This is a genomic window from Treponema sp. UBA7567 (assembly GCF_002476655.1).
Taxonomy (GTDB): domain Bacteria; phylum Spirochaetota; class Spirochaetia; order Treponematales; family Treponemataceae; genus Treponema_D.
Window position 1 is genome coordinate 18,979 of the sequence record NZ_DLLH01000025.1, and the last position, 21,263, is coordinate 40,241.

General features: G+C 39.7%; 18 protein-coding genes and 1 riboswitch. Of the genes, 8 read left to right on the forward strand and 10 right to left on the reverse strand.

What is annotated here, in order from left to right; translation table 11 throughout:
- The 4 genes from B3Y13_RS02725 to B3Y13_RS02740 all read right to left on the reverse strand — a co-directional run bounded on the left by B3Y13_RS02725 (position 1) and on the right by B3Y13_RS02740 (position 4,480).
- On the reverse strand, positions 1 to 1,368 hold the full coding sequence (locus tag B3Y13_RS02725; protein ID WP_296692566.1) for a CotH kinase family protein: 1,368 nt from the start codon (positions 1,366 to 1,368) through the stop codon (positions 1 to 3).
- A gap of 18 nt (positions 1,369 to 1,386) precedes the next feature.
- Positions 1,387 to 2,061: a DUF4956 domain-containing protein gene (locus tag B3Y13_RS02730; protein ID WP_296669175.1), complete on the reverse strand. Its 675-nt coding sequence runs from the start codon at positions 2,059 to 2,061 to the stop codon at positions 1,387 to 1,389.
- Between the two features lie 43 nt (positions 2,062 to 2,104).
- Entirely contained in the window at positions 2,105 to 2,800 is a 696-nt protein-coding gene (locus B3Y13_RS02735; protein ID WP_296669173.1) for a polyphosphate polymerase domain-containing protein, read from the reverse strand.
- 324 nt (positions 2,801 to 3,124) lie between these two features.
- Positions 3,125 to 4,480, reverse strand: a complete 1,356-nt coding sequence (locus B3Y13_RS02740; RefSeq protein ID WP_296692572.1) for an SLC13 family permease — start codon at positions 4,478 to 4,480, stop codon at positions 3,125 to 3,127.
- A 251-nt stretch (positions 4,481 to 4,731) separates the two neighbouring features.
- On the opposite strand from B3Y13_RS02740, the gene B3Y13_RS02745 reads away from it, so the two are divergent.
- Positions 4,732 to 5,928 (forward strand): hypothetical protein, encoded by a 1,197-nt coding sequence (locus tag B3Y13_RS02745; RefSeq protein ID WP_296692575.1) that lies wholly within the window; start codon positions 4,732 to 4,734, stop codon positions 5,926 to 5,928.
- Positions 5,918 to 6,673 (forward strand): hypothetical protein, encoded by a 756-nt coding sequence (locus tag B3Y13_RS02750; protein ID WP_296692578.1) that lies wholly within the window; start codon positions 5,918 to 5,920, stop codon positions 6,671 to 6,673. The genes B3Y13_RS02745 and B3Y13_RS02750 overlap by 11 nt, the downstream gene beginning before the upstream one ends.
- A 135-nt stretch (positions 6,674 to 6,808) precedes the next feature.
- Here the strand turns inward: B3Y13_RS02750 and thrS are convergent, their stop codons facing one another.
- Entirely contained in the window at positions 6,809 to 8,563 is a 1,755-nt protein-coding gene (gene thrS, locus B3Y13_RS02755; protein WP_296667505.1) for a threonine--tRNA ligase, read from the reverse strand.
- Positions 8,564 to 8,720: 157 nt separating this feature from the next.
- Here thrS and B3Y13_RS02760 point away from each other — a divergent pair, with 157 nt between their 5' ends.
- From B3Y13_RS02760 to B3Y13_RS02770, 3 genes are all read left to right on the forward strand, one after another.
- On the forward strand, positions 8,721 to 10,133 hold the full coding sequence (locus B3Y13_RS02760) for a hypothetical protein (protein WP_296692581.1): 1,413 nt from the start codon (positions 8,721 to 8,723) through the stop codon (positions 10,131 to 10,133).
- Positions 10,126 to 11,787, forward strand: coding sequence for a peptide ABC transporter substrate-binding protein (locus B3Y13_RS02765; RefSeq protein ID WP_296692584.1), 1,662 nt, complete (start codon positions 10,126 to 10,128; stop codon positions 11,785 to 11,787). Before B3Y13_RS02760 ends, B3Y13_RS02765 begins: the two co-directional genes overlap by 8 nt.
- A gap of 127 nt (positions 11,788 to 11,914) precedes the next feature.
- Positions 11,915 to 13,249, forward strand: coding sequence for an acetate kinase (locus B3Y13_RS02770; RefSeq protein ID WP_296692586.1), 1,335 nt, complete (start codon positions 11,915 to 11,917; stop codon positions 13,247 to 13,249).
- Positions 13,250 to 13,384: 135 nt separating this feature from the next.
- Here the strand turns inward: B3Y13_RS02770 and B3Y13_RS02775 are convergent, their stop codons facing one another.
- From B3Y13_RS02775 to B3Y13_RS02790, 4 genes are all read right to left on the reverse strand, one after another.
- Positions 13,385 to 14,008 carry a DJ-1 family glyoxalase III gene (locus B3Y13_RS02775; RefSeq protein WP_296023440.1) on the reverse strand — a complete coding sequence of 208 codons (624 nt, stop codon included), beginning with the start codon at positions 14,006 to 14,008 and terminating at the stop codon, positions 13,385 to 13,387.
- Between the two features lie 125 nt (positions 14,009 to 14,133).
- Complete coding sequence (locus B3Y13_RS02780; RefSeq protein WP_296692589.1) at positions 14,134 to 15,654, reverse strand: alanine/glycine:cation symporter family protein; 1,521 nt, start codon at positions 15,652 to 15,654, stop codon at positions 14,134 to 14,136.
- Positions 15,655 to 15,751: 97 nt separating this feature from the next.
- Positions 15,752 to 15,847: riboswitch (glycine riboswitch) on the reverse strand.
- Between the two features lie 78 nt (positions 15,848 to 15,925).
- Complete coding sequence (locus B3Y13_RS02785) at positions 15,926 to 16,192, reverse strand: hypothetical protein (protein WP_296669207.1); 267 nt, start codon at positions 16,190 to 16,192, stop codon at positions 15,926 to 15,928.
- Positions 16,193 to 16,744: 552 nt separating this feature from the next.
- Complete coding sequence (locus B3Y13_RS02790) at positions 16,745 to 17,665, reverse strand: AraC family transcriptional regulator (RefSeq protein WP_296692593.1); 921 nt, start codon at positions 17,663 to 17,665, stop codon at positions 16,745 to 16,747.
- 91 nt (positions 17,666 to 17,756) lie between these two features.
- Between B3Y13_RS02790 and B3Y13_RS02795 the strand changes: the two genes are divergently transcribed.
- Positions 17,757 to 19,139 carry an MATE family efflux transporter gene (locus tag B3Y13_RS02795; RefSeq protein ID WP_296692597.1) on the forward strand — a complete coding sequence of 461 codons (1,383 nt, stop codon included), beginning with the start codon at positions 17,757 to 17,759 and terminating at the stop codon, positions 19,137 to 19,139.
- Positions 19,140 to 19,321: 182 nt separating this feature from the next.
- Here B3Y13_RS02795 and B3Y13_RS02800 read toward each other — a convergent pair whose 3' ends face one another.
- Positions 19,322 to 19,507 carry a hypothetical protein gene (locus tag B3Y13_RS02800; protein ID WP_296023460.1) on the reverse strand — a complete coding sequence of 62 codons (186 nt, stop codon included), beginning with the start codon at positions 19,505 to 19,507 and terminating at the stop codon, positions 19,322 to 19,324.
- Between the two features lie 321 nt (positions 19,508 to 19,828).
- Here B3Y13_RS02800 and B3Y13_RS02805 point away from each other — a divergent pair, with 321 nt between their 5' ends.
- Both B3Y13_RS02805 and B3Y13_RS02810 read left to right on the forward strand, forming a co-directional pair.
- Positions 19,829 to 20,905, forward strand: a complete 1,077-nt coding sequence (locus B3Y13_RS02805) for a TRAP transporter substrate-binding protein (RefSeq protein WP_296692599.1) — start codon at positions 19,829 to 19,831, stop codon at positions 20,903 to 20,905.
- A gap of 24 nt (positions 20,906 to 20,929) precedes the next feature.
- A partial coding sequence (locus tag B3Y13_RS02810) for a hypothetical protein (protein WP_296692601.1) occupies positions 20,930 to 21,263 on the forward strand: 334 nt, incomplete at its 3' end.

Genomic DNA, 21,263 nt, shown 5'->3' on the forward strand with positions numbered 1-21,263 from the left:
CTAGTTATTTGCAAACTTTTTCTGGTAAAAAATACTGTCCATCCACTCAAAGCGCTGCTCGCACCAGTCCGTAAGATATTTTACTTCGCTTTTATAAGTTTTTCTGTCGCGGTATCCGGGCGCACGTGGCCAGATCGCGCTTCCAATTATGTGCCATACGCTGTCGTTTAATTCTCCGGCAGAATTTAAAAGCTCGCCCTGCTCCTTGAGCCAGTCAATCGAAGATTTTAATTCAAGCCGGGTTTCGAGCCAACGTTTTTCTACCGCATTTACAAAATCTGCATCGTTAAAAAGGCGATGATACCAAGACGACTGATTTATCAAAAAACCTTCTTCGTTGGACGGCATCGTCGAATTTTTAGAAAAATCAAAAACCTTGAACATTTGAATCCACGCGCTGTTGCTTACGAGAGAGTTATAAGAATTGCTTCCTGTAGAACTTTCGCCGCTGTTTCCAAACGCAATATCATGATCCCAGGCAGGTCCCATAAAAAGTTTGTCCTGGCTGTAGTCATAATTCATAAAGACCGAGTTATAGAACTTTGCATCATAATTTTTCGAAAACTCAGAAAGAAGATACCAGTCAACAAACGAATCCATATCAAAATATTTTTTGTATCCGTCTTCTTTTAACCAGTTTTCGCTATAAAGAATATTTTCGAGTTCGGTTATTTTTTCCGCCCATTTTTTGTAGTTTTCTTCGGTTGACTTTGGAGAGCGGATATGAAACCTTAAGCCTGTCGGGCTTGAAAAAGAATATGGACGGCCGCCGTGGCTGTCAATTTCGGCAAGAAAACCTTCACCCTCGAATTCAACGCGGCTTTTTTCAACTTCAACTTTTTCCGTAACCGAATAAAGTCCGCGGTATTTGCCATTTATAAAGAGGGTTATAAATTTTGACTGCGGATTCCACCGCATTTTGTCCCAGACATTGTGAGTAAGATGCTCGGCATAAAAATTTCGCAGCATTGAGCGGTCGCAGGAGTTTGCCATCAAAATCCATTTTCGGGCGCCCGGCATTCCCAAAAGATTTGCCTCACGGTCAAGTTTTAAAAGATACGGTTTTTTATTTGTAAAAGTTGTTTTCCAGGTTGAATTTCCGTGTCCACGAACCTTGCATTTTCCTGTAAGAACGACAGAAGGATCCGTTAAAGTAAATTCGCCTTTTACATAATCTTCTTTGCTTGTAATTTCTTTCTTTTTGTTTGTAGAAAGTTCGAGTATCGGAAGACCAAGTTTTTTGCAACTTTCAAAAGTAACTTCCCGTTCAGAAGAAAGCAAAAATGCTAAAACACAGCCAAACGAAAGCAGAACAAATAAAAAAACAAAGCCAGCCGAATATCTTTTTATTCCATTAAAAACGCTCATATTTTTTTTCAGATAAATCTAGTAAGTTACTTCGCCGTCGTGCGCAAGAATTGTTGAAGAAACAACATTTTCGAGAGCGGCAACTTCCTGTAAAAGAGCAGAATCGTCAGAAGCGCGGATTTCTACAACAAGGTTGATTTTTCCATTAGAAAGAGCGCGGCTTTTTACTGCAAAAGTTTTGCAATATTTTTGAACTAGCGCCATTATGCTTTTTTCGAGTTCGTAACTATTGCCGCTTACCATTAAAATTTTTGGAGCTTTTGCAACAGGAAGCCTGTCCAAAACAAAAAGAGCAACTGTCAAAATAAACGCAAGCACGCACGAAATTTGAGCAAGACCTGCGCCACAGATAATTCCTGTAGAAATCGCCCAAAACAGAAAAACCAAATCCATTGGATCTTTTATTGCAGTTCTAAAGCGGACAATAGAAAGAGCGCCGACCATACCTAAAGAAATTACAACGCTCGACTGAATCGTCAAAATTACACCGGCAGTAATCAATACAAGAGCAGGAAGCGCAATGTTAAACGACTTTGAATAAAAGGTTCGGCGCGTCAAAAGCCTGTAAGCGAAGAAAATATAAAGCGCAAAAACAGACGCAATCAAAAAAACTATGATGATGTTTTCTGGAGTCGCATCGTATCTTGTAAATCCCTGAATGAATGATTTTTTGAAAATATCCTTAAATCCCATAAAAGCTACCGTCCTTTTTTATGTTTTTATAATTTTAAAAATTTTAAGCCATTCCGTTAATGTCAAATTTTCTGCAAAGGTAGAATTTTGAAAAACTCGTCCATTGCAAAAGGCTCGTCTGACACGCCTCGTTTATAAAATCCGGCAAAAATTCGTCGAATTTTACTTCCATCATATTAGTTCCGACCGGTAGAACCGGTCTGAACGCTGCCTGCGGATTAAAAAAATCTTCTATGTTGCTTGAACTGCGAAGGTTCCTGTCAAAAGTTACACGAACATTTCCGTCCGGATAAACAAAAGGAACTCTCTCGTAAGCAACAATTACAACAGGCCTCAATGCACGAAAATGCATCTGGGAAATCAATTTTTTTAATAGATATGGAGTTTCGGCCGTAAAATCTGGAATTTGGCCGGCCATAATTTGTTCAAGGGTTTTTAGCGGAACAGGACACGACGTTTTAAGGCACATTCCATTTACTTTTTGCTTTAATTCCAAAGCAATACGCTCTTTTGAACAGTTGTAAATTCTAATTCTGAATTTTTCGCGAGGATCTGTTCCGTTTTCGTTTTCTAAAAAGCAAGTGCCGTAAATATCATCAAAATAAATGCTTCGAATTGCATATTCGCCTGCTTCTCCAGTATTTTTATCCAGGCTTAACAACGCTCCCATCCGCTGTTCTATCGCAGAAAGAACCATTTCAGGAGAAAAATATTTAAACTCGTGTCTGAATTTAGGCATTGCCGCAAGTCCTTAAAACTACCGAACAATCGGTAACTTATGTATAAAGTATAAAGAAATGTTTTCTGAGTGTAAACCGATTTACTTATAAAAATTTGAAATAAGTTTAAATAATTAAATATTTAACCTAAAGAACCAAAGATTTTTTTTAAGCAATACTTAGCCCGTGCTGGAGCAACGCCAAAGGCGGCCCGAAGCGGCTGAGGGTTACCGAATTGCGGAAGGACGGTTTGAGAGCTATCTCGCTCCAAAGTTTTAAATAAAAAAAACGAGATGCTTTTTTAACTGCATCCCGTTTTTGCACGTTTTTGCGATTTTTAGTTTTTAGCTCCACAAAAGCCAAAGAACGACTGCCGAGGCTGTTGTTGTAATAATTGTAAAACTTCCTCCGACTTTTAGCCATTTTGCAAATGACATTGGATAGCCTTCGTTTTTGACGATTCCCATGGCCACAACATTTGCGCTTGCTCCAAAAGGAGTGAGGTTTCCGCCAAGACAAGAGCCAACGAGCAGTGCAAACATAAAAAGGTCGGCTCCCATTCCTAGTCCGGCGCCCATCTGCTGAGCGACAGGAAGCATAACCATAATGTAAGGAACGTTGTCCACAAATCCAGAAATCAAAATGCTCACTGCAAGAATTACAACAAAGCCCAAAAATTTACTTCCGCCGCAGAAGTGAACAAGAAAATTTGCAAATTCTTTTAAAAGCCCTACTCCGCTGATTGCTCCAACGACAACGAAAATTCCCATCAGAAAGAAAATTGTTTCCCAGTCAAGCTCCTTTATCAAAGTCCAGACTTCGCTTTTGTTCTTTTTCTGTTTTGCAGAATACCACAAAACTCCTATTGCCGCCAAAATTATTACAAAAAGCCCGGAAGAAAGGTTCATTATGCATTCAGGAACAATTTTTGCAAGGGTAGAACTTGCAAAAGAAAGAGCCGCAAGCCCGAAAATCATGACAAGCATTAAAGCGGCAGGAAAGGCTGAGAGAACAGGCTCGCTTTGAACAGCAGATTTGTCCTTTAAATGCGCAAACACCATATAGAAGAAAATACAGCCTGCAAGAAGTCCTGTCTGAACAACAAAGAATATGGAAAGTTTTCCTTCGTGAATAAAAAAGTCGTTAAAATTGTAATTTGCAACCGCGGCAAAAATCATGCTCGGGGGATCGCCTACAAGGGTTGCTGTTCCTTCGAGATTTGACATAACAGCGAGACCGACCATAAACATTGTCGGGTTCATTTTTAATTTTTTGCAGAGACTCAGCGCAATTGGAGCCATAACAAGAACAGTCGCAACGTTTTCGACAAAAATCGAAATAATTCCGGTCATTGCAAGGATAAGGACAATCGCAACTCCTGTCGAAGGCGCAATGGAAACAAGCCAGTCGGCAATTTTTGCAGGAACTTTTGAATACAAGAAAAGAGCCGCAATCGTCATTGCGCCGACATAAATCATAAGAACGTTCCAGTTAATCAAGGTACCGAAAGCGTTTGTCAAAGCAAAAAGACGTGAAACATGTCCTTCTGCAGAACCAAAAATAACGCCCGGAAAAATCATTCCGAGCACAATGCATAAAATTCCGGCAAATGTCGTAAACCACACTTTTTTGTCCTGAAAGACGATTACAAGCGCGTACATTAAGACGGCAAGTGCCAAAATAACCCATTTTAGTTCCATAAAAAAACCTCAATAAAAAAGTGGAATTATTTTAGCAAATTAAGGCGACATGGAAAAGCAAAAAAAACGGTTAAGCAAAGATGCAAAAAAAATGAGGAAACTGCGCGTTTTTAGAGAAAAACTTAGCCCGGATCGCCACGGAAAGACCGGACGAGCGGAGCGAAGGAGGACTTGCAGCAAGAGCGGGCTAGACCATGCCATGCGCTCCAAAAATCTAAAAAAAATCTCGAAAACGGCCGATATAAATACAAATGAAGCAGAATTTTTTATTTACGGCGGCAGTTTCGGCAAGTCTTTTGATTTTTGCAGGCTGCTCAAAACAAAATAAGGCTACGTTTTCTCAAATTCCAGAAAACACAAAACACCACAATTGGTATTTTTTTACGGAAAACGGTTTTGAACAGACTTCTCTTCCTCAGCAATCAGGAATTTCGAGCTTAAAACCTTGGACAGAAACTTTGCGTGCAAGCGATGCAAACACTGCGGCCGACAAAAGCGGCTACATGCTCGTAAACAGGCTTGGCGTAATCCACTTTGCAAAAAACGAAAGCCAGCAGGTTCAGCCGGTTTTGATTCAAGATTACGAGCTTTTTTCCAATTCGACAGCTTCAAACCTGATTTTTGACAACGAAAATCCATATTTTACATTGAGCCGCTCATCATTTTTTAACAAGGAGGCCTCTCTTTCCGAAAACAGCAGCGCTCAAGATTCAAACCGCCCTTTTTTGGTGAGAATTTCTCAGGAATTAAAGGCTTTTTATCCGGTTGTTACTTACGGAGATTTAAGGCTTAGCGGCGGAGGAGAAATCACAGGAACTTTTTTTGACGGAAATTCATTTTTTTCTTCCATAAAAAAAATAAATAATTCTAAAACCGAATTTACCTACATAAATTTTTCCGCAAATTCTTCGCTCGAAAGACTTTCGCCATTTACAAAAGACGAAAAAATTACGATTCAGGAAACTTCAGAAGAAAATTACAGGCTTCTTAATTCTCCAAAAAAAATTTCAGATTCACCAAGACGCCTGCGCTCGCTTTTGTCTTCAATCCCGCAAAATTTTTCTTTTTCGGTTGAATGTAAAAACTCCGGCGGAACTTCTCCAAAAACCTTTATTTCCGGCTCAGATTTTGGCGAGAAAAACGCAGAAAGCTCAGAAAATTCTTTTCTTATAAACGCACACGCAATAATTGCAGACGACTGGATTTGCGCTGTTTTTTCTGACGGAACCACATATTTTAACGGAGCTTTGGACGGTGAACCGATTTTGAACAACGGCAAAAACGCGGCATTCCGCCTTCCAAAACTTCCACAAAACTATATTTACGGGCCGTTCTGCATAAGCGGAGCAACCCTTGCCGTTGCCTGGGAAGAAAGCGATTTTTACAAGACGGGCCGTTCTGGATTTTTGACGGTGGACCTAAAAAAGGTTTTGTACAATGAAAAATAAAACGTTTTATAAGAAATTTCCGTTCATTTTTTTATTTTTTTCACTTTCTTTTTTTTGCTTCGGACAGACAGAACAAAATTTCTCAAAAACGCAGTCAGAAGATGACGGCAAAATCCTCACAAAAATCGAAGACTTCGAAAAAGCAAAAATAAAACTCCCCAAAAACCTGTTTTTCTTTACTCTCGGACCTTCAGTTTATGTAAATACAGACAGAAAAACCTCTCCAAGCCCAGTTTCGTTCGCATTTGGAGCGGGATTTGACCTTTTTAACCACAAATTTCTGAATTTTCAGCCAAAGCTCACTTTTTTTACAAATTATTATCTCTGGGACGGCGAATGCGCGCGCCCCTCCGAAATCGAAAACAGGACAGCCCTTGCTCTCTCGTTTTTGCTCGACTTAAACACGACTCATATTTTTCGCCTCAAAAAAGACATTTTCCAGCTTGGCGGAGGATTGGGATTTTTGGCTCGATTTTCCTTTCTTGCAGACGGAGTTAATTCAGACGACACAGGAGGAGAAACAAATTCAACAGCAGGCGACGACATAAAATCAATCAACCGCTGGTTTTACAAAAACTTAAATTTTCTCTATCCAAACTTAAACATTTCCTGGCAACGCGCATTTACAAAAAACTATCTGGCTGGGCTGGAAGCAAAAATCTACTTTCCGCTCGGCGCAATTTTGGACGGACGCGCTTTTGACACGGCGATTTTTTCCTTAGGAATAAAAATCAGTCCAAAATAATCCGGGCGGTGCAGATTTTGAGCATTTGCCCAAAATCTGCCGCTATGTCCGGGGTTTCATTCAAAAAAAATACCGCGGTTTGTAACCGCGGTATTTTTTTGAACGGCTTACGCCGCCCCTACCAGCGCTACCGCATTAAATTTCTGTCGAATGTGAATTTACTTTTTCCTGAACATAAGCAATAAAATCTTCAAGCTTCATTGTTTTTTGTTCAAGTCCGCTGCTCTGACGGAAGCGTACGCTTACAGTTTTTTCATTTTTCTCGTTTTCACCGACAACAAGAATATAAGGAGTTTTGTGTTCCTTTGTAATCATCTTGATTTTCTGGCGCATATTTTCGTCAGAAGTATAAGCATTTGAGCGAATATCTGAACCAAGAAGAGCTTCATTTACTTCTTTTGCATAATCGTCAAATTCATTTTTTACTGGAACAACCGCTGCCTGTTCAAATGCAAGCCATGTCGGGAAATTCCCGGCAAAGTTTTCAATCAAAATCCCAAGGAAACGTTCAATTGAACCCAAAATCGCTCTGTGAAGCATTACCGGATGATGTTTCTGGTTGTCAGAGCCAATGTATGTCGCATCAAGGCGTTCTGCTGACGGCAACTGGAAATCCGCCTGTATCGTACCGCACTGCCATTCGCGTCCAAGACAGTCGTAAAGCTTAAATTCAAGTTTTGGACCGTAGAATGCGCCTTCTCCCGGCTGAATTTCGTAATTAAGTCCGGCTTCGTGGCAGGCATCGGACAACGCTTTTTCTGCACGCTGCCAAGTTGCAAGGTCGCCAACGTGGTCTTCCGGCATTGTTGAAAATTTTACAACTAAATCGTCAAAACCAAAGTCGTGATAAACTCTTTTTAGAAGTTTACAGAATTTTGCAACTTCTGCCGCAACCTGCTCTTCCGTACAAATAATATGGGCATCATCCTGAACAAAACCACGCACACGCATAATTCCATGCAAGGTTCCAGAAGGCTCGTTGCGCACATCATGGCCAAATTCTGCAAGGCGCATAGGCAAGTCTTTGTAAGTGCGGAGACGGCTCTTAAAAATTTCGAGGGCGCCAGGACAGTTCATTGGCTTGATTGCAAAAAGTCTTTTTTCCGACTCAGTAATAAACATATTGCGCTGGTAGTGTCCCCAGTGTCCAGAACGTTCCCAAAGAGTACGCGGCATTATCGCAGGAGTATTTACTTCCTGATAGCCATCGCGTCTTACCATTTTGCGCATATAATCCTGAATAACTGTGTAAATTGTCCAGCCGTTTGGATGCCAGAAAATCTGGCCAGGATCTTCCGGCTCAAGATGGAATAAATCCATTTCTACGCCGAGTTTGCGGTGGTCGCGCTTTTCTGCCTCTGCAAGCATTTCAAGATATTCTTTTAAATCATTCGGTTTTTCAAAACAAAGCGCGTAAACACGAGTAAGCATAGGACGATCAGAATTTCCACGCCAGTAAGCCCCTGCAATTTTATGAAGTTTAAAAGCCTGAGCATTGATTTCTTTTGTCGTGGCAACATGAGGGCCACGGCAAAGATCAATATAGCCGTCCTGCTCATAAGTGGAAATTGTTGCATCTTGCGGCAAATCATTGATAATTTCAACTTTGTAAGGTTCATCAGCAAAAATTTTCAAAGCTTCGTCTTTTGAAATTTCCTTGCGAACAAATTTTGCTCCAGAAGAAATGATTTTTCTCATTTCTTTTTCAACAGCAGCAAAATCATCTTCGGTTATTTTATGGTCTGTCGGAAAATCAAAATCGTAATAAAATCCGTTGTCGATTGCAGGACCAATTGCGATTTTTGTTCCAGGAAAAATATGTTTAACTGCTTCTGCCATTACATGCGCACACGAATGGCGAATAATCTGTAACTTTTCATTTTCTGCCATAAAAATACCTCTTTGTATAAAGACCAATTTTTTTATCTTTTCTTCATAGAATATCGCTTTGCGGACTTTGTTTCAACTTATACAGGTTTTTGATTTGTTTGCATTATACAATTATAGAAAGATTGTAGATTTTCCAAAAAAAGCCGATAATATAAGTATGTCAGAGAAAAAATTTTCAGAACAGTTAATTGCCGCAATTGATAAAAAAACGGATTGGTTCAACTCACGGGAATTGCAAAATGTGCTTGAACAGTATCGCCTCATGCACACTTGCGAAAAAACGCTCTATGAGTTTCTTTTAAAAAAATCCCTAATCACGCCCGATCCTTACAAAAACGACAAGAAAATTTCGGACATTGTTCCGCCGGAAAATTCGCCTTTTACAGACAACGAACGCTCAATGATTATAGGAATGAGGCTTTCCGATTATGACAGCACTTTGGACTTTCTCTGCAACTATTACAAGTTTTCAGTTTCAAATTTGCAGATTTCTAATATTAAAAAATTGATTGATTTAAACAATGCAATCCAATGGAACTCATTCTCCGTAAATTCAACAAACATAAACACAAGAACAATTGCAACTATGCTTTTTAACGCAAAGCAGGGAGCAGACGCTTTAACCGTAAACATGATAAACGACAGCATTTCAAAAGCAGGCAAAGCAGTTCTTGCAATCAACAAAAGTTTAAAGGCGCTTACGGAATTTCAGAGGGAATTTTATAAAGGAAATATCCGCAAAAACATAATGGCTCATCCTTCTTTCGATATGGAAAAAGCCGCGTCGAATCCTGACGACGAAAAAGTTCAAATAAAAAAACTTTTTCAAGCAACGATGGGAAAAACTCCATATTACAACGAACTGATTGAAGAAATTATTGCCGAAGATCATTCTCCCGACAAAGAAAATCTTCAAAAAGCACTTTTAAAAAAGCTCGAAGTTGAAAATTCCAGCGCACAAGACTCAGAAGAAAAAATCGATACAAAATCAATTCTTTTGGTTGCGCTCAGAGTCTTTGGCGCAATGCCGGGTCAGATTTCTCAGGTAAAAGAAAAAATTATAGAAAACCATGAAGTTTTGGAAAGCGAGCACAACTCATTTTTTGAAAAACTCAAAAAAGCGATCCGAAAAGCATTCAATATAGAAGAAAAACCTGTTTTTTATCAGATTTCGATTACCGATCAGACAACAGACACAGTTCGCCACGAAAAAATCGACTATCAGCAGCTCGTACGCGACCTGGAATTGCGCTCAAGAAGATACGCTTCGGCAGGAATAAGAAAAGCGCCCCTTTACGAAAAAATTGCCCAGCAAAGCGAAGAAAAAATTCTTGAATATGTAAACCAGCAGATTCTTGAATGTAATAAAATGCTCAAAATTTTAAACGGACTCGACGAATTTTTCAAAAGCGCACCTCTTCCACAAAACCGTTCAAAAATCAAAGGTTTAAAAATGGAAATTACGGCCTTAAAAAATTCAATCGTAAAGGCAAACCAGCGCCGCTCCGAATACACGGCATACATCGAAGAAGAAGCTCAATTAAGAAAATTAGGAATTACAAATGCTTAAAAAAAGTTCAGCCGCAGTTTTACTTACAGTCGGCTTGTTTTCGTTCAATTTTGCACAAAATTTTCCGCAGAATCCACAAAATCAAGAAAACGAAGATGAAGACATAGAAAATTTTATGAATGAATTTGAGCCAAATTCCGAAAACGAAGAAAAAGCTCTCAAAAAATTCAATCCTGAAATCCAGCGGACTTTTATATTTTCTTCTCCAGCTCATCATCTGGATTTAAATCCGCACACTTCAAGCTATTCCAACGAAGCGCAGATTATAAATGCCCTGCAGGAAGGTCTTTTTTGCTACGACCCAAAAACTCTGGATCCAATTCCTGCGATTGCTTCCGAATACAGGATTTCCCGCGACAAAAAACGCTGGACTTTTACGATCAGGGACAACGCAAAAACAAGCGACGGCTCAAAAATAACAGCACAAACCGTTATTGATAGCTGGCTTCACCTTCAAAAAACGCCAGACGCTCCTTATTCTTCGCTTTTGGACTGCATAAAAGGAATTAAAGATTACCGCGAAAATAAAATTTCTGGGGAGGAAATTGGTTTAAAGGCAAACGGTCAAAAATTGACGGTAATTTTAAATTCACCAACCGCCCACCTGCCACGGATTCTCTGCCACCACGCATTTTCTGTTTTTACCGGAAATCTGGAAGTTTTTTCGGGCGCATACGTTCTCAAAGAACAGGATAAAAATCAACTTGTTCTCGAAAAAAACAAAAATTACTGGGACGAGCCAAATGTCGCGATTGAACAAGTTATAATTAAAATTTCCGATGACAAAAAAGAAAATTCCTGGCTTTTTAACACAGGACGCACGGATTGGATAACGACTTCATTCGACGCAAATTCTCTTATAAACAAAAATGCAGTAAAGCTCAGCGCAGTTTTTGGAACAACATATCTGTTTTTTACCTGCAAAAATCCAGTTTGGAACAAGGCCGAATTTAGAAATGCGCTTTTAACGGCTGTTCCATGGGACAAACTGCGAAGCGATAATTTAATTCAAGCATCAACTTTGGTTTATCCGCTTTCTGGCTACCCGGAAGTTGAAGGCTTAGTCGATTACAATGAAGACGAAGCACTAGAATTGATGGAAGAAGCCCGTAAAAATTCAGGAATTGCGCAGGACGAAAAACTTCAGATTACTTTTGGAATTGCAGACAACGAATACATGAAAGGTCTTGCTGCAATTTTAAAAGAAGCATGGGCTCCGCTCGGAGTTGAACTTGTAACATTTAAAATTTCAGACGAACAATATCTTTCCAGTATTCCGTATTTAAACTACGATATTTTCAGCTATTCGTGGATTGGAGATTTTGCCGATCCGCTGGCTTTTTTGGAACTTTTCCGCGAAGGTTCAACTCTGAACCACACAAAATGGACAAATGAAAAATTTACCGAAAAACTAAAGCTTGCAGATGAAGAAACTGACGAATCAATGCGCTACAAAATTTTAGGACAGGCAGAGCAGATCTTGCTTGACGACGGACTGATTATGCCGATTAGCCACTCAATCAGCCTTCATGCAATAAATCTAAACGAAATCGGCGGATGGTATACAAATGCTCTCGATATTCATCCGTTAAAAAACATTTATTTTAAAGAAACTGTTTATACCGTGCCGGGCAACGTCGCAATTGCAAAATAAAATAAGAGCGGACATAAATGGCGCAAAGCGTTAAAACAACTAATAATAGCATTTTTAATTGAACAAAGTTTTTTACAAGTTTATAATTGCATTAGATTTTTTTAATTCATTTTTAAGAGGAAAAACAATGGTTATTCTTACATTGAACTGCGGTTCGTCTTCAGCCAAGTATCAGGTTTATGACTGGGACAACAAAGATGTTTTGGCTACGGGCGTTGTTGAGCGCGTTACTGCTCCTGGCTCTGTTATCACACATAAGCCGAAGGGAAAAGACAAGTTTGTAAAGGAAAGCCCTTGTCCGACACACAAAGAAGCAATCGAGCTGATTCTTGACGCAATCACAGACAAAGACCACGGCGTAATCTCCGACATGAGCGTTATCGGAGCTGTAGGACACCGCGTTCTCCACGGCGGAGACAAATTCACAAAGTCTGTAAAAGTTACTCCAGAGGTTTTGGACACATTCCGCTCTGTAATCGGGCTCGGACCTCTCCACATGCCTGCGAACATCATGGGAATCGAGGCTGCCCAGAAAGTTCTTCCGAATGTACCTCACGTTGCAGTTATGGACACAGCTTGGCATCAGACAATGCCTCCTGCAAGCTACCGCTACGCTGTTCCAAAAGAATGGTACGAGAAATACGCTGCCCGCCGCTACGGATTCCACGGAACTTCATTCCTCTACACAGCAAAACGCGCTTCTGTTCTTCTTCACAAAGCGCCAAAAGACACAAATGTAATCATCGCCCACGTTGGAAACGGCGCTTCTATGTGCGCAGTCAAGAACGGATGCTGCTTTGACACATCAATGGGAATCACACCGATTGAGGGACTCGTTATGGGAACCCGCACAGGCGACGTTGACGTTACTCTTCCTTTCTATATCATGCGCCAGACAGGAATGACTGTTGAAGAGATGGACAACGCTTTGAACAAGAAATCTGGACTTCTCGGACTCACAGGACTTTCTTCTGACCGTCGCGACATTGCTGACGCTGCAGAAAAAGGAAACAAAGACGCTCAGCTCGCAGTTGACATGGAAGTTTACCGCCTTAAGAAATACTTCGGAGCTTATATGGCTGCAATCGGTCCTGTTGACGCGATTGTCTACACAGCAGGCGTCGGCGAGCACTCTGCTTTGATCCGTGGACGCGCTCTCGAAGGTCTTGAGTGGATGGGCGTAAAAATCGACACAAAAAAGAACGAGCTTGCAAACACAGGCAACGCTGAGACTTGCATTTCTGCCGACGACTCAAAAGTAAAGGTTTTCGTAATTCCTACAGATGAAGAGCTTGTCATGACAGAAGATGCATTCGCAATCATGAACGGAACATACGACGTTCACACAAACTTCACATATTCTTTCCAGGATCCAGCTTACAGAAACAAGGCGCGCGAGGCTGCACTTGTAAAGGAACTTGAGAAGAATCCTGAACTTGCAAAAATCATCGTAAGGCCGTAGTAGTTTAATTAAAAACTGCGCTAAAAACGCATAATTTTTTACTAAAAAAATGGCTGTCTGAACCTGTGGCAATTAAAAAAAAATCCACAAACTTTCAGACAGCCTTTTTTATAAAAAACAAACTGTTTTATAAATTTATCTCTGGCAAGCCCCTTGACGGATTTTTTCTGCAACAAGTTCTCCGCAAAGAAGTTCAACAAATTTCATTGCAAACTGTTCGGCAGTTCCAGGTCCGCGCCCCGTAAGCACATTGTTATCTAAAACAAACGGAACATTTTTTATGTGAGTTGAATTTTCGGTCAATTCTTCAGCTTTTAGCGCACTTCCACACCATTTATCAAGTTCTTTTTCCATCTCCGGATAGCATGTCCATTTTCGGTTAGCCAAAATTCCAGTTGGAGCAAGAACAACAGCAGGAGCAGCACAAATTGCAGCAACAACTTTTCCACCTCGCGCCATTCTAATCGTAAAAGTAAACAAAAACTGGTTATCTGCTAAGTTTTTTGCTCCAGGCATTCCGCCAGGAAAGTAAATGGCATCGGTCAATTCACCGTCCAGTTTTTTTATGTAATCTTTAAGCAGAATATCAGCAATAACAGGAATTCCATGACTGCCTTTTACAACAATCTGCTCATCAACACAGCCGTCTTCCGGCACGCTAACAGTCGTAACATTTTGACCAGCACGACGCAAATAATCAACAACCGTCAGAGCTTCGATTTCTTCAAACCCTGGCGCAAGAAAAACAGAAATATTCATAGGCTCATTCTACCACAAAACATTTTTTACAGCAAAATTCGTTCAAAAAATTTTGTCAAAAAAAATCCCCGAAAAGCTTCTGCCTTCCGGGGAAATTTTCCATTTTTTAACTGAACTCTATTTTTTTAGTTTTGTTCTGAGTCAGCAACAGGATTGTTCCAAAAATCGTATCCAATTGAATAGATGCGCTTTCCAGAGAAATAATCTGCTGTAAGTTTTACGATAATTCCGTTCAAAATGAGAAGAGAAATAATATTTGGAATTGCCATTAGTCCGTTTACGATGTCGGCAATTGTCCAAACAGCGCTTACAGTCATATAAGGACCGATAAAAATAGCGGCAATATAAAGCCAACGGTAGATTTTTACTGGAGTCATTTTTCCTTTAGAAAGATATTCGATACAGCGTTCTGAATAATAATCCCAGCCCAATATTGTCGTAAATGCAAACAAAATAAGGCAGGCCATCAAAACAAACGAAATTACAACGCCAGGAATGCGTGGAAGCAAAGCGTGGAATGCAGCGTTTGTAATTGCAAATCCCTGGAATTTTTCAGGGTCAAGAATTTCAGGATTCAAAATTCCACCGATTACAATTGTAAGACCTGTGATTGTACAGATTACGATTGTATCAAAGAAAGTTCCAGTCATTGAGATAATTCCCTGCTGAACCGCATAATCAACCTTTGCAGCAGAAGCAGCAATTGGAGCTGAACCAAGTCCGGCTTCGTTCGAGAAAATACCGCGGGCAATACCTTTCTGCATTGCAACAATCATTGCGCCTACAGCGCCACCGGCAACAGCCTTAAAGCCAAATGCGCCCTGGAAGATTCTCTCAAAAGCCTCTGTAACATGAGAAATATTGCAAGAAACTGCAAAAACACCAAACACAAAATAAACAACAGCCATTGCAGGAACAATTACAGCCGCAACATTTGAAATTCTTTTAAGACCGCCAATGATTACGAGCGCGGCCAAAATTGCAAGAACAATAGAAGCAATTACTACAACAACAGAATATGTTCCAATTCCAGGAATTGAAACAGTGGCGAGAGCGGCACCGCCGACAACAGTAGAAGAGAATGTTTCAACTGCGGTCGTGATTGAATTTACCTGACTGAAAGTTCCGATTCCAAACAAACCAACCATAGTTCCGAAGATTGCAAACAAAATTGCGAGAACTTTTCCAAGACGAGGGAATTTTGCGCCAACTCCTTTTTCACAAGTGTAGAAAGGACCGCCGAGAATATGGCCGTCTGCTTTTTCTTCACGGAAATGAATAGCTAAAAGACATTCAGAATATTTTGTGGCCATTCCCAAAAGCGCGGCAAGCCACATCCAGAAAAGCGCACCAGGTCCGCCAAGCGCAATGGCGGTAGCAACACCGACAATGTTTCCAGTTCCAATTGTTGCAGAAAGCGCAGTACAAAGGCTCTTAAAAGAAGAAAGTTCTCCTCCCTCTTTTGAATCAGATTTGCGGAAAATAGATTTAATTGCAAATTTGAGCTGAGAGAACTGAACGCCTCTAAGCCTAATTGTCAAAAAGATGCCGGTTGCAAGAATCAGAATTATGAGAGGAAGTCCCCACACAAAACCGTCAATAGCATCTAAAACAGAATTGATTTTTGTGAACACCGATGAAGTCATAGTGTTCTCCTTGAGAATAAAAAATCCCTGCAAAACTAGCGCAGAGAAAAAAATAGAGCCTGTCTCATCGGGCAGGCTCTCTAGAGTGAGTAGAACTTTTTTAAGCTCCGTCCGTTTGCCTGAGATATCGGTTCTTATAACCTTAACCCTTCGGCGCCTTGCCACATTACAAGGACTCTCCAGAGAGATGGCTTAGGTACAACGCACCCGCCTTCATTTATAAGATTACCAATATGATAAGCTTTTTACAAGAGCTTTTATATTTTAACGATTAATTTTCCCTGTTTCCATCGCTATAATCATCGTCCTCAACAATGTCATCTTCTTCATCGTCATCATCATCGTCAGACTTTTCCCGCAGATACTTTTTCAGAATTTTTACAGCCTCGTCCTTTTCAATGTCAAATTCATCCATAAGTTCACGCACAATGTCGCCTTTGCTTACCAGCTCCTCTTCCAAAGCCTTGATGTAAGAAACATAGTAATCAAAATCGTCCAAATCATCATCGCCAGTAGTATAAATATCATCATCAAACATAATTCTTACCTCAAAACTTATGATAACATAAACAACGCCAAACTTGCATATAAAATCTTATTTAAAGGTGAGCTATTCTGGAGCGCAATTTTTTGTCAAACCCGTCTTTCGCAATTCCGCTTCCGCTCCATTGAGGCGGCAGCTTCGCAAAACTCAGCATCCGCCTCAACTTCGTTGCTACAGCCAGGGCTAATTTTTTTTGTTCATAAACAATTTTCTTCCAAAAACACAAATTGCGGATTTTCTGGTAATTTCAAAAAACAAAAACTCAGTTTAAAACAAAAAAACCGGGAGCTCATCCCGGTATGTATAAACGCCATACAAAACACATTTAGTCTGTTGGCACAATATTCAGTTCCTGCGTAACTGCAGGTAGATTATGTCTAGTTTTTGACCTCTAAAAGGTCTGATATTTTTGTCGGCAACATAAGCGTCTCCTCTACGTGCGGCCGGTGCTAAGTCCTCATCTCTTTCCTGACCACGATTTAATACTAACACGGTATTCCATGCCCGTAAAATAAAAAAACTGTTATAAAAAATCTATTTTTCTTTTTAAATTTCAGGCAGATTGTACTTTTTACGAAACTCTCTGGGAGAACAGCCAGTGCATTTTCTAAACGCATCGCCAAAATAATTCGCATCGGCAAAGCCACAGGCAAAAGCAATCTGCGTTACGGTCAGTTTTCCATTTATAAGCATTTCCTGGCTTCGCTTTATGCGCACGTTTGTCAGGTATTCCTTAAAACCATAGCCTGTCACTTCCATAAATTTTCTAGAAAAATATGTGCTGCACATTCCTGCAATTCCAGCAGCCTCGTTAAGCGTAATTTTTTGCGCATAGTTTTCAAAAATAAATTTTGCAGCTTTCTGAACCGAAGCCGTCGTCTGATCAATAAGCTCTTCTTTTTTTATATTGCTTCCGTTGCGTCCAATCATAGAAAAAAGACTAAGAATCAGTCCGTGAATGTTCAAGCCGCTGTAAAAATCGCTTTTTTCTTTTTCTTTTAAAAGCAAATCCAAAACATAAAAAAATTCTCTTCTTTCTTTTCCAGAAAAGCTCATCTTTCCCAAAACCATAGTTTTTCCTAAAAAATTCGGCATAAGAAGACGCAAAAAAGGCTCGACAAATTCCTGAGTAAAACTCAAATTGACTCTTTCCGCCGGCATTTCTTTTTCATATTGATTTCTGTGCAAGGTTGACGGCGGAAGAATTACAATTTCGCCTTCATTCACAAAAAAAAGATTGTGGTCGACAAAAATTCTGCACTGTCCTTTTTTTACGCAGCAAATTTCAAAATACGGATGATAATGGCTGTTTCCCATCGAAACTTCTTTGTTCTTAAAAACTATGTCAAAATCCTTTACAGTGTCGCGGTAAAATGCGTTTCGTGCATTGTCAAATACTTTCTGGTTCATTTTTTTTACCGTTTTTTGATAATCATAAATTTTCTGTAGTTTAATGCAATCTTTCATAAAAATCACGCTTTTTTACATTTTATTTTGGCATATAATTTATTAAGGTTGTGTTAAAAAATCTAAATAATAAAATATAAAGGACGAAAAAATGAGTGTTCAACTTTCAAAAAAAGACGAAAAATTCCGTGAATTTTCCCTGAACGGAAATATGTTTCATGTAATTCTTTATGTCTGCATTCCGCTCGCCCTGTACCAGAGCCTTACACAAATTTTTAAAGTCTTCGACACGATGATGGCCGCGCATATTTCTGCAACGGCAGTTTCTTCGGTTGCGTACATTGGCCAGATTCAGATTATGCTTTCCGCACTTGGAAGCGGTCTTGCAGTCGGTGCGAGCATAAAAGTAAGCGAAGCGTACGGTGCTGGAGACTGGGAACTCGTAAGCAAGAGAGTTTCCACAATGGTTGCAATGTGCGCAATTTTGGGCAGCGCAATTTTGCTCTTTCTTTTGCCGGCAGCTTCTGCATTTTTACGTTTTATGAAAACTCCTGAAGAATTTATTTCAATAGGAAGCACTTACTTTAGAATCGAAATTCTTGCGCTTGTAATAACATTTTTTAACAACATATACATTTCGATTGAACGCGCGCGCGGAAATTCAAAAAGAATTCTTTATATGAATATGGGAATCGTCGCCTCAAAGCTCGCATTGACGGCAATCTTCGTATATATTTTTCGTCTTGGAATTACAGCGATTGCAGTTGCAACCTTGATTTCGCAGCTGACGGTTCTTTTTACAGCAATTGTTGTAATGACAAAAAAAGGCAATCTTTTCAGTTTTTCGGCAAAAGCGGTTTCGTTTAAAAGTGAAATTGTAAATCCAATGCTCAAACTTTCAATTCCTGTAATAATCGAAAAAGCGGCTTTTGCAATGGGAAAAGTAATCGTAAATTCAATGTGCACGGTTTATGGACCGCAGACAGTCGGCGCCCTCGGAATTTCTAACAACATCGGCGGAATTACGACTATGCCTCAAAATGGTTTTCAGGAAGGCGGAAGCGCCGTAATAAGCCAAAACCGCGGAGCCAAAAAATTTAACAGGACAATCAAAGCCTTTTGGTGCGAACTTATCTGCAACCTTATCATTGGAGTTGTTTTGATGAGTATTTCCCTTTTGTGCCTTGAACAGATTTCGAAATTTTTTGCAGGAGACAACCTGAAATTTCAGGAAATGATAAAAGGAATTTACCGTTGGGAAGCCTGGGGCGCAATTCCTCTTGGAATAAACGCTTCGGTTCTGTCGCTCATGTACGGTTTTGGAAAAACAAGAATAACGCTTTTTATGAATTTTTGCCGAATTTTTGTTTTCCGGGTGCCAGTTTTGATTATTCTTCAGAAATTTACAAATTCCGGAAGCGAATCCGCCGGAATTGTAATGGGAATAAGCAACTTTTTGAGCGGAATGCTTGCGGTAATTCTCGGTGTATGGATTTTTATAAAAATTAAAACAACTGAAAAACCTGAAATTTAATTTTTTAAGTTTTTCTTACGCCGGATGCGGCGGGCTTTAGTTGCGGCTGTCAAAAATGAATATCAAACTGTTGATGTTTTTTTTGCAGAAAATATGTTCGCAGACACAAAAATTGACAGCCGCAATGCGCGCGAGCAAACCCAAAGCAGCCGGTTAGACAAAAAATTTCGTCCAGATAAAAATTAAGCGGAAAATGTATCGCCGTTTTCTGATTTTTCGGTCAGATGTTCACGTTCAAATCGTTTATAACCTTCTTTGTATGCGTGAAAAGCAATTTTTTTCATTTCGCTTTTTTGGTTTATAGGAAGAACAAGGTTTTCAAAATGAGTCTTCCAATAATCGTCAAAGGCTTCTGCTACATCTTTCATAGATGGTTCCTCCACTTTTTTTTAAATTAAGCTATCATATTTTACAAAAAAAATAAAAAAGAGGTCAATAATCTGGTATGTTGGAATTATTTTTGTTAATTTTTATAAAATTTTGACCAAAATCTATTTTTTTTGACAGAGTTATTTTTATAAATTATTATATTTATATTAAAAATGTGTTAAAAAAATCAATTTTTTATCTTTACAAGTTTGCGTTGCAAACTTTCTTATCATCTGTTGTTTCTCACTTCGCTGCGAAACAATTTAAAAAGTCAATTCTAAAACTGAAGTTTTTATCTTGACTTTTTATGGGAGATTAAAATGAAAAAAAATTTAAAATCGGTTATTGCTGCAGCACTTATGCTTTCGGCAGCATTTTCAATGCACGCTGCACGGGCTGGAAAAGTAATCTCAAGAGATTCTGCAAAAACAAAAACATCTGCTTCAAAAAAAACTGAATCACGCTCCCTCGAAATTACAGTTTCTCTGGCTCACAATCAGACCGCAGATGACAATCCTTACACTTTTGGCGCAAAAGCATTTAAGGACAAACTTGAGCAAGTTTCTGGCGGAGGAGCAACTGCAACTCTTTACAACGGAACTATGAGCGAAGACGAAGGCGAGCTTTTTAAAAAGCTCCAGAGCGGAGAAGCAAACATCGTAGTAATTTCTCCAGGATACCTTACGAGTCTTGGCGTCGCAGAAGTTGACATTTTCTCGCTCAACTATCTTTTTAACAATTTTGCGCACTGGGGAAAAGTTCTGGACGGTCCGTTCGGCTCAGAGCTTGCAGGAATCGTAAACCAGAAAACAAACGGCAAAATTCAGATTCTTGGATACTGGTCTGCCGGCGTAAGAAACTATTATGGTAAAAAACCAATTCATTCTCCAAAAGATTTAAAAGGCATGACAATCCGAATCGGAAGCTCGCCAGTTCAGCAGCAGTTCTGGAAAGGCTGCGGCGCAATTCCTGCTTCAGTCGGCTGGGGCGTTCTTTACGATGCTTTGAACACTGGAAAAGTTGATTCTGCAGAAAACGACTACACAAATATGAGCTTAAAAAATCATCACAAGGCAAAAAACGGAAAATATATCTGCGAAACAGAACACGACTTTACAACCCGCCTTATGCTTGTAAACGGAGATTTCTTCAATAAGCTTACTCCATCGCAGAAAAAGTGGATTGAACAGGCCGCCGCTTACGCTACACAGGTTGAACGCCAAAAGACTTTTGAACAGGCATCTGGTTCTAAAGCAAAAACTATTGCTGAAGGAGCAGTTGTTGTAGAAAACAGCGACATCGACACAGCAGCATTCAAAGCTATTGCTCTTCCTATTCAGGACGAGTTTGCCAAAAAGAATGGCATGGAACGCTTCCTTAAGATGGCGAGACAATAGTTTTTTATATGTAAGAGGATAAAAATGGCAAAAAAAGAACTTGACCGATTCGACACAAAAGCAAAACGCAACATGAAAATTTCTACAAAGTTAATGCTTTTTATCGGTGCAGGCGTAGTTATTAGTTCAATCGGTGTCTGCATTCTCTCGCTAGGAATTTTTAACAGCAAGATGATTGACAACACAATAGAAGATCTTAACCACACTGCAGACGGGGTTGAACTTTATATAACTTCGAGAGAAAACGATCTTTCTCACTATTCTAAACTTTTTGCACGCAATTCTGAACTTCTAAATGCAATTGAATACGATTCATCTTATGCGCTGCAGCACGCTGTAAAATCTTTTGTAGACGATT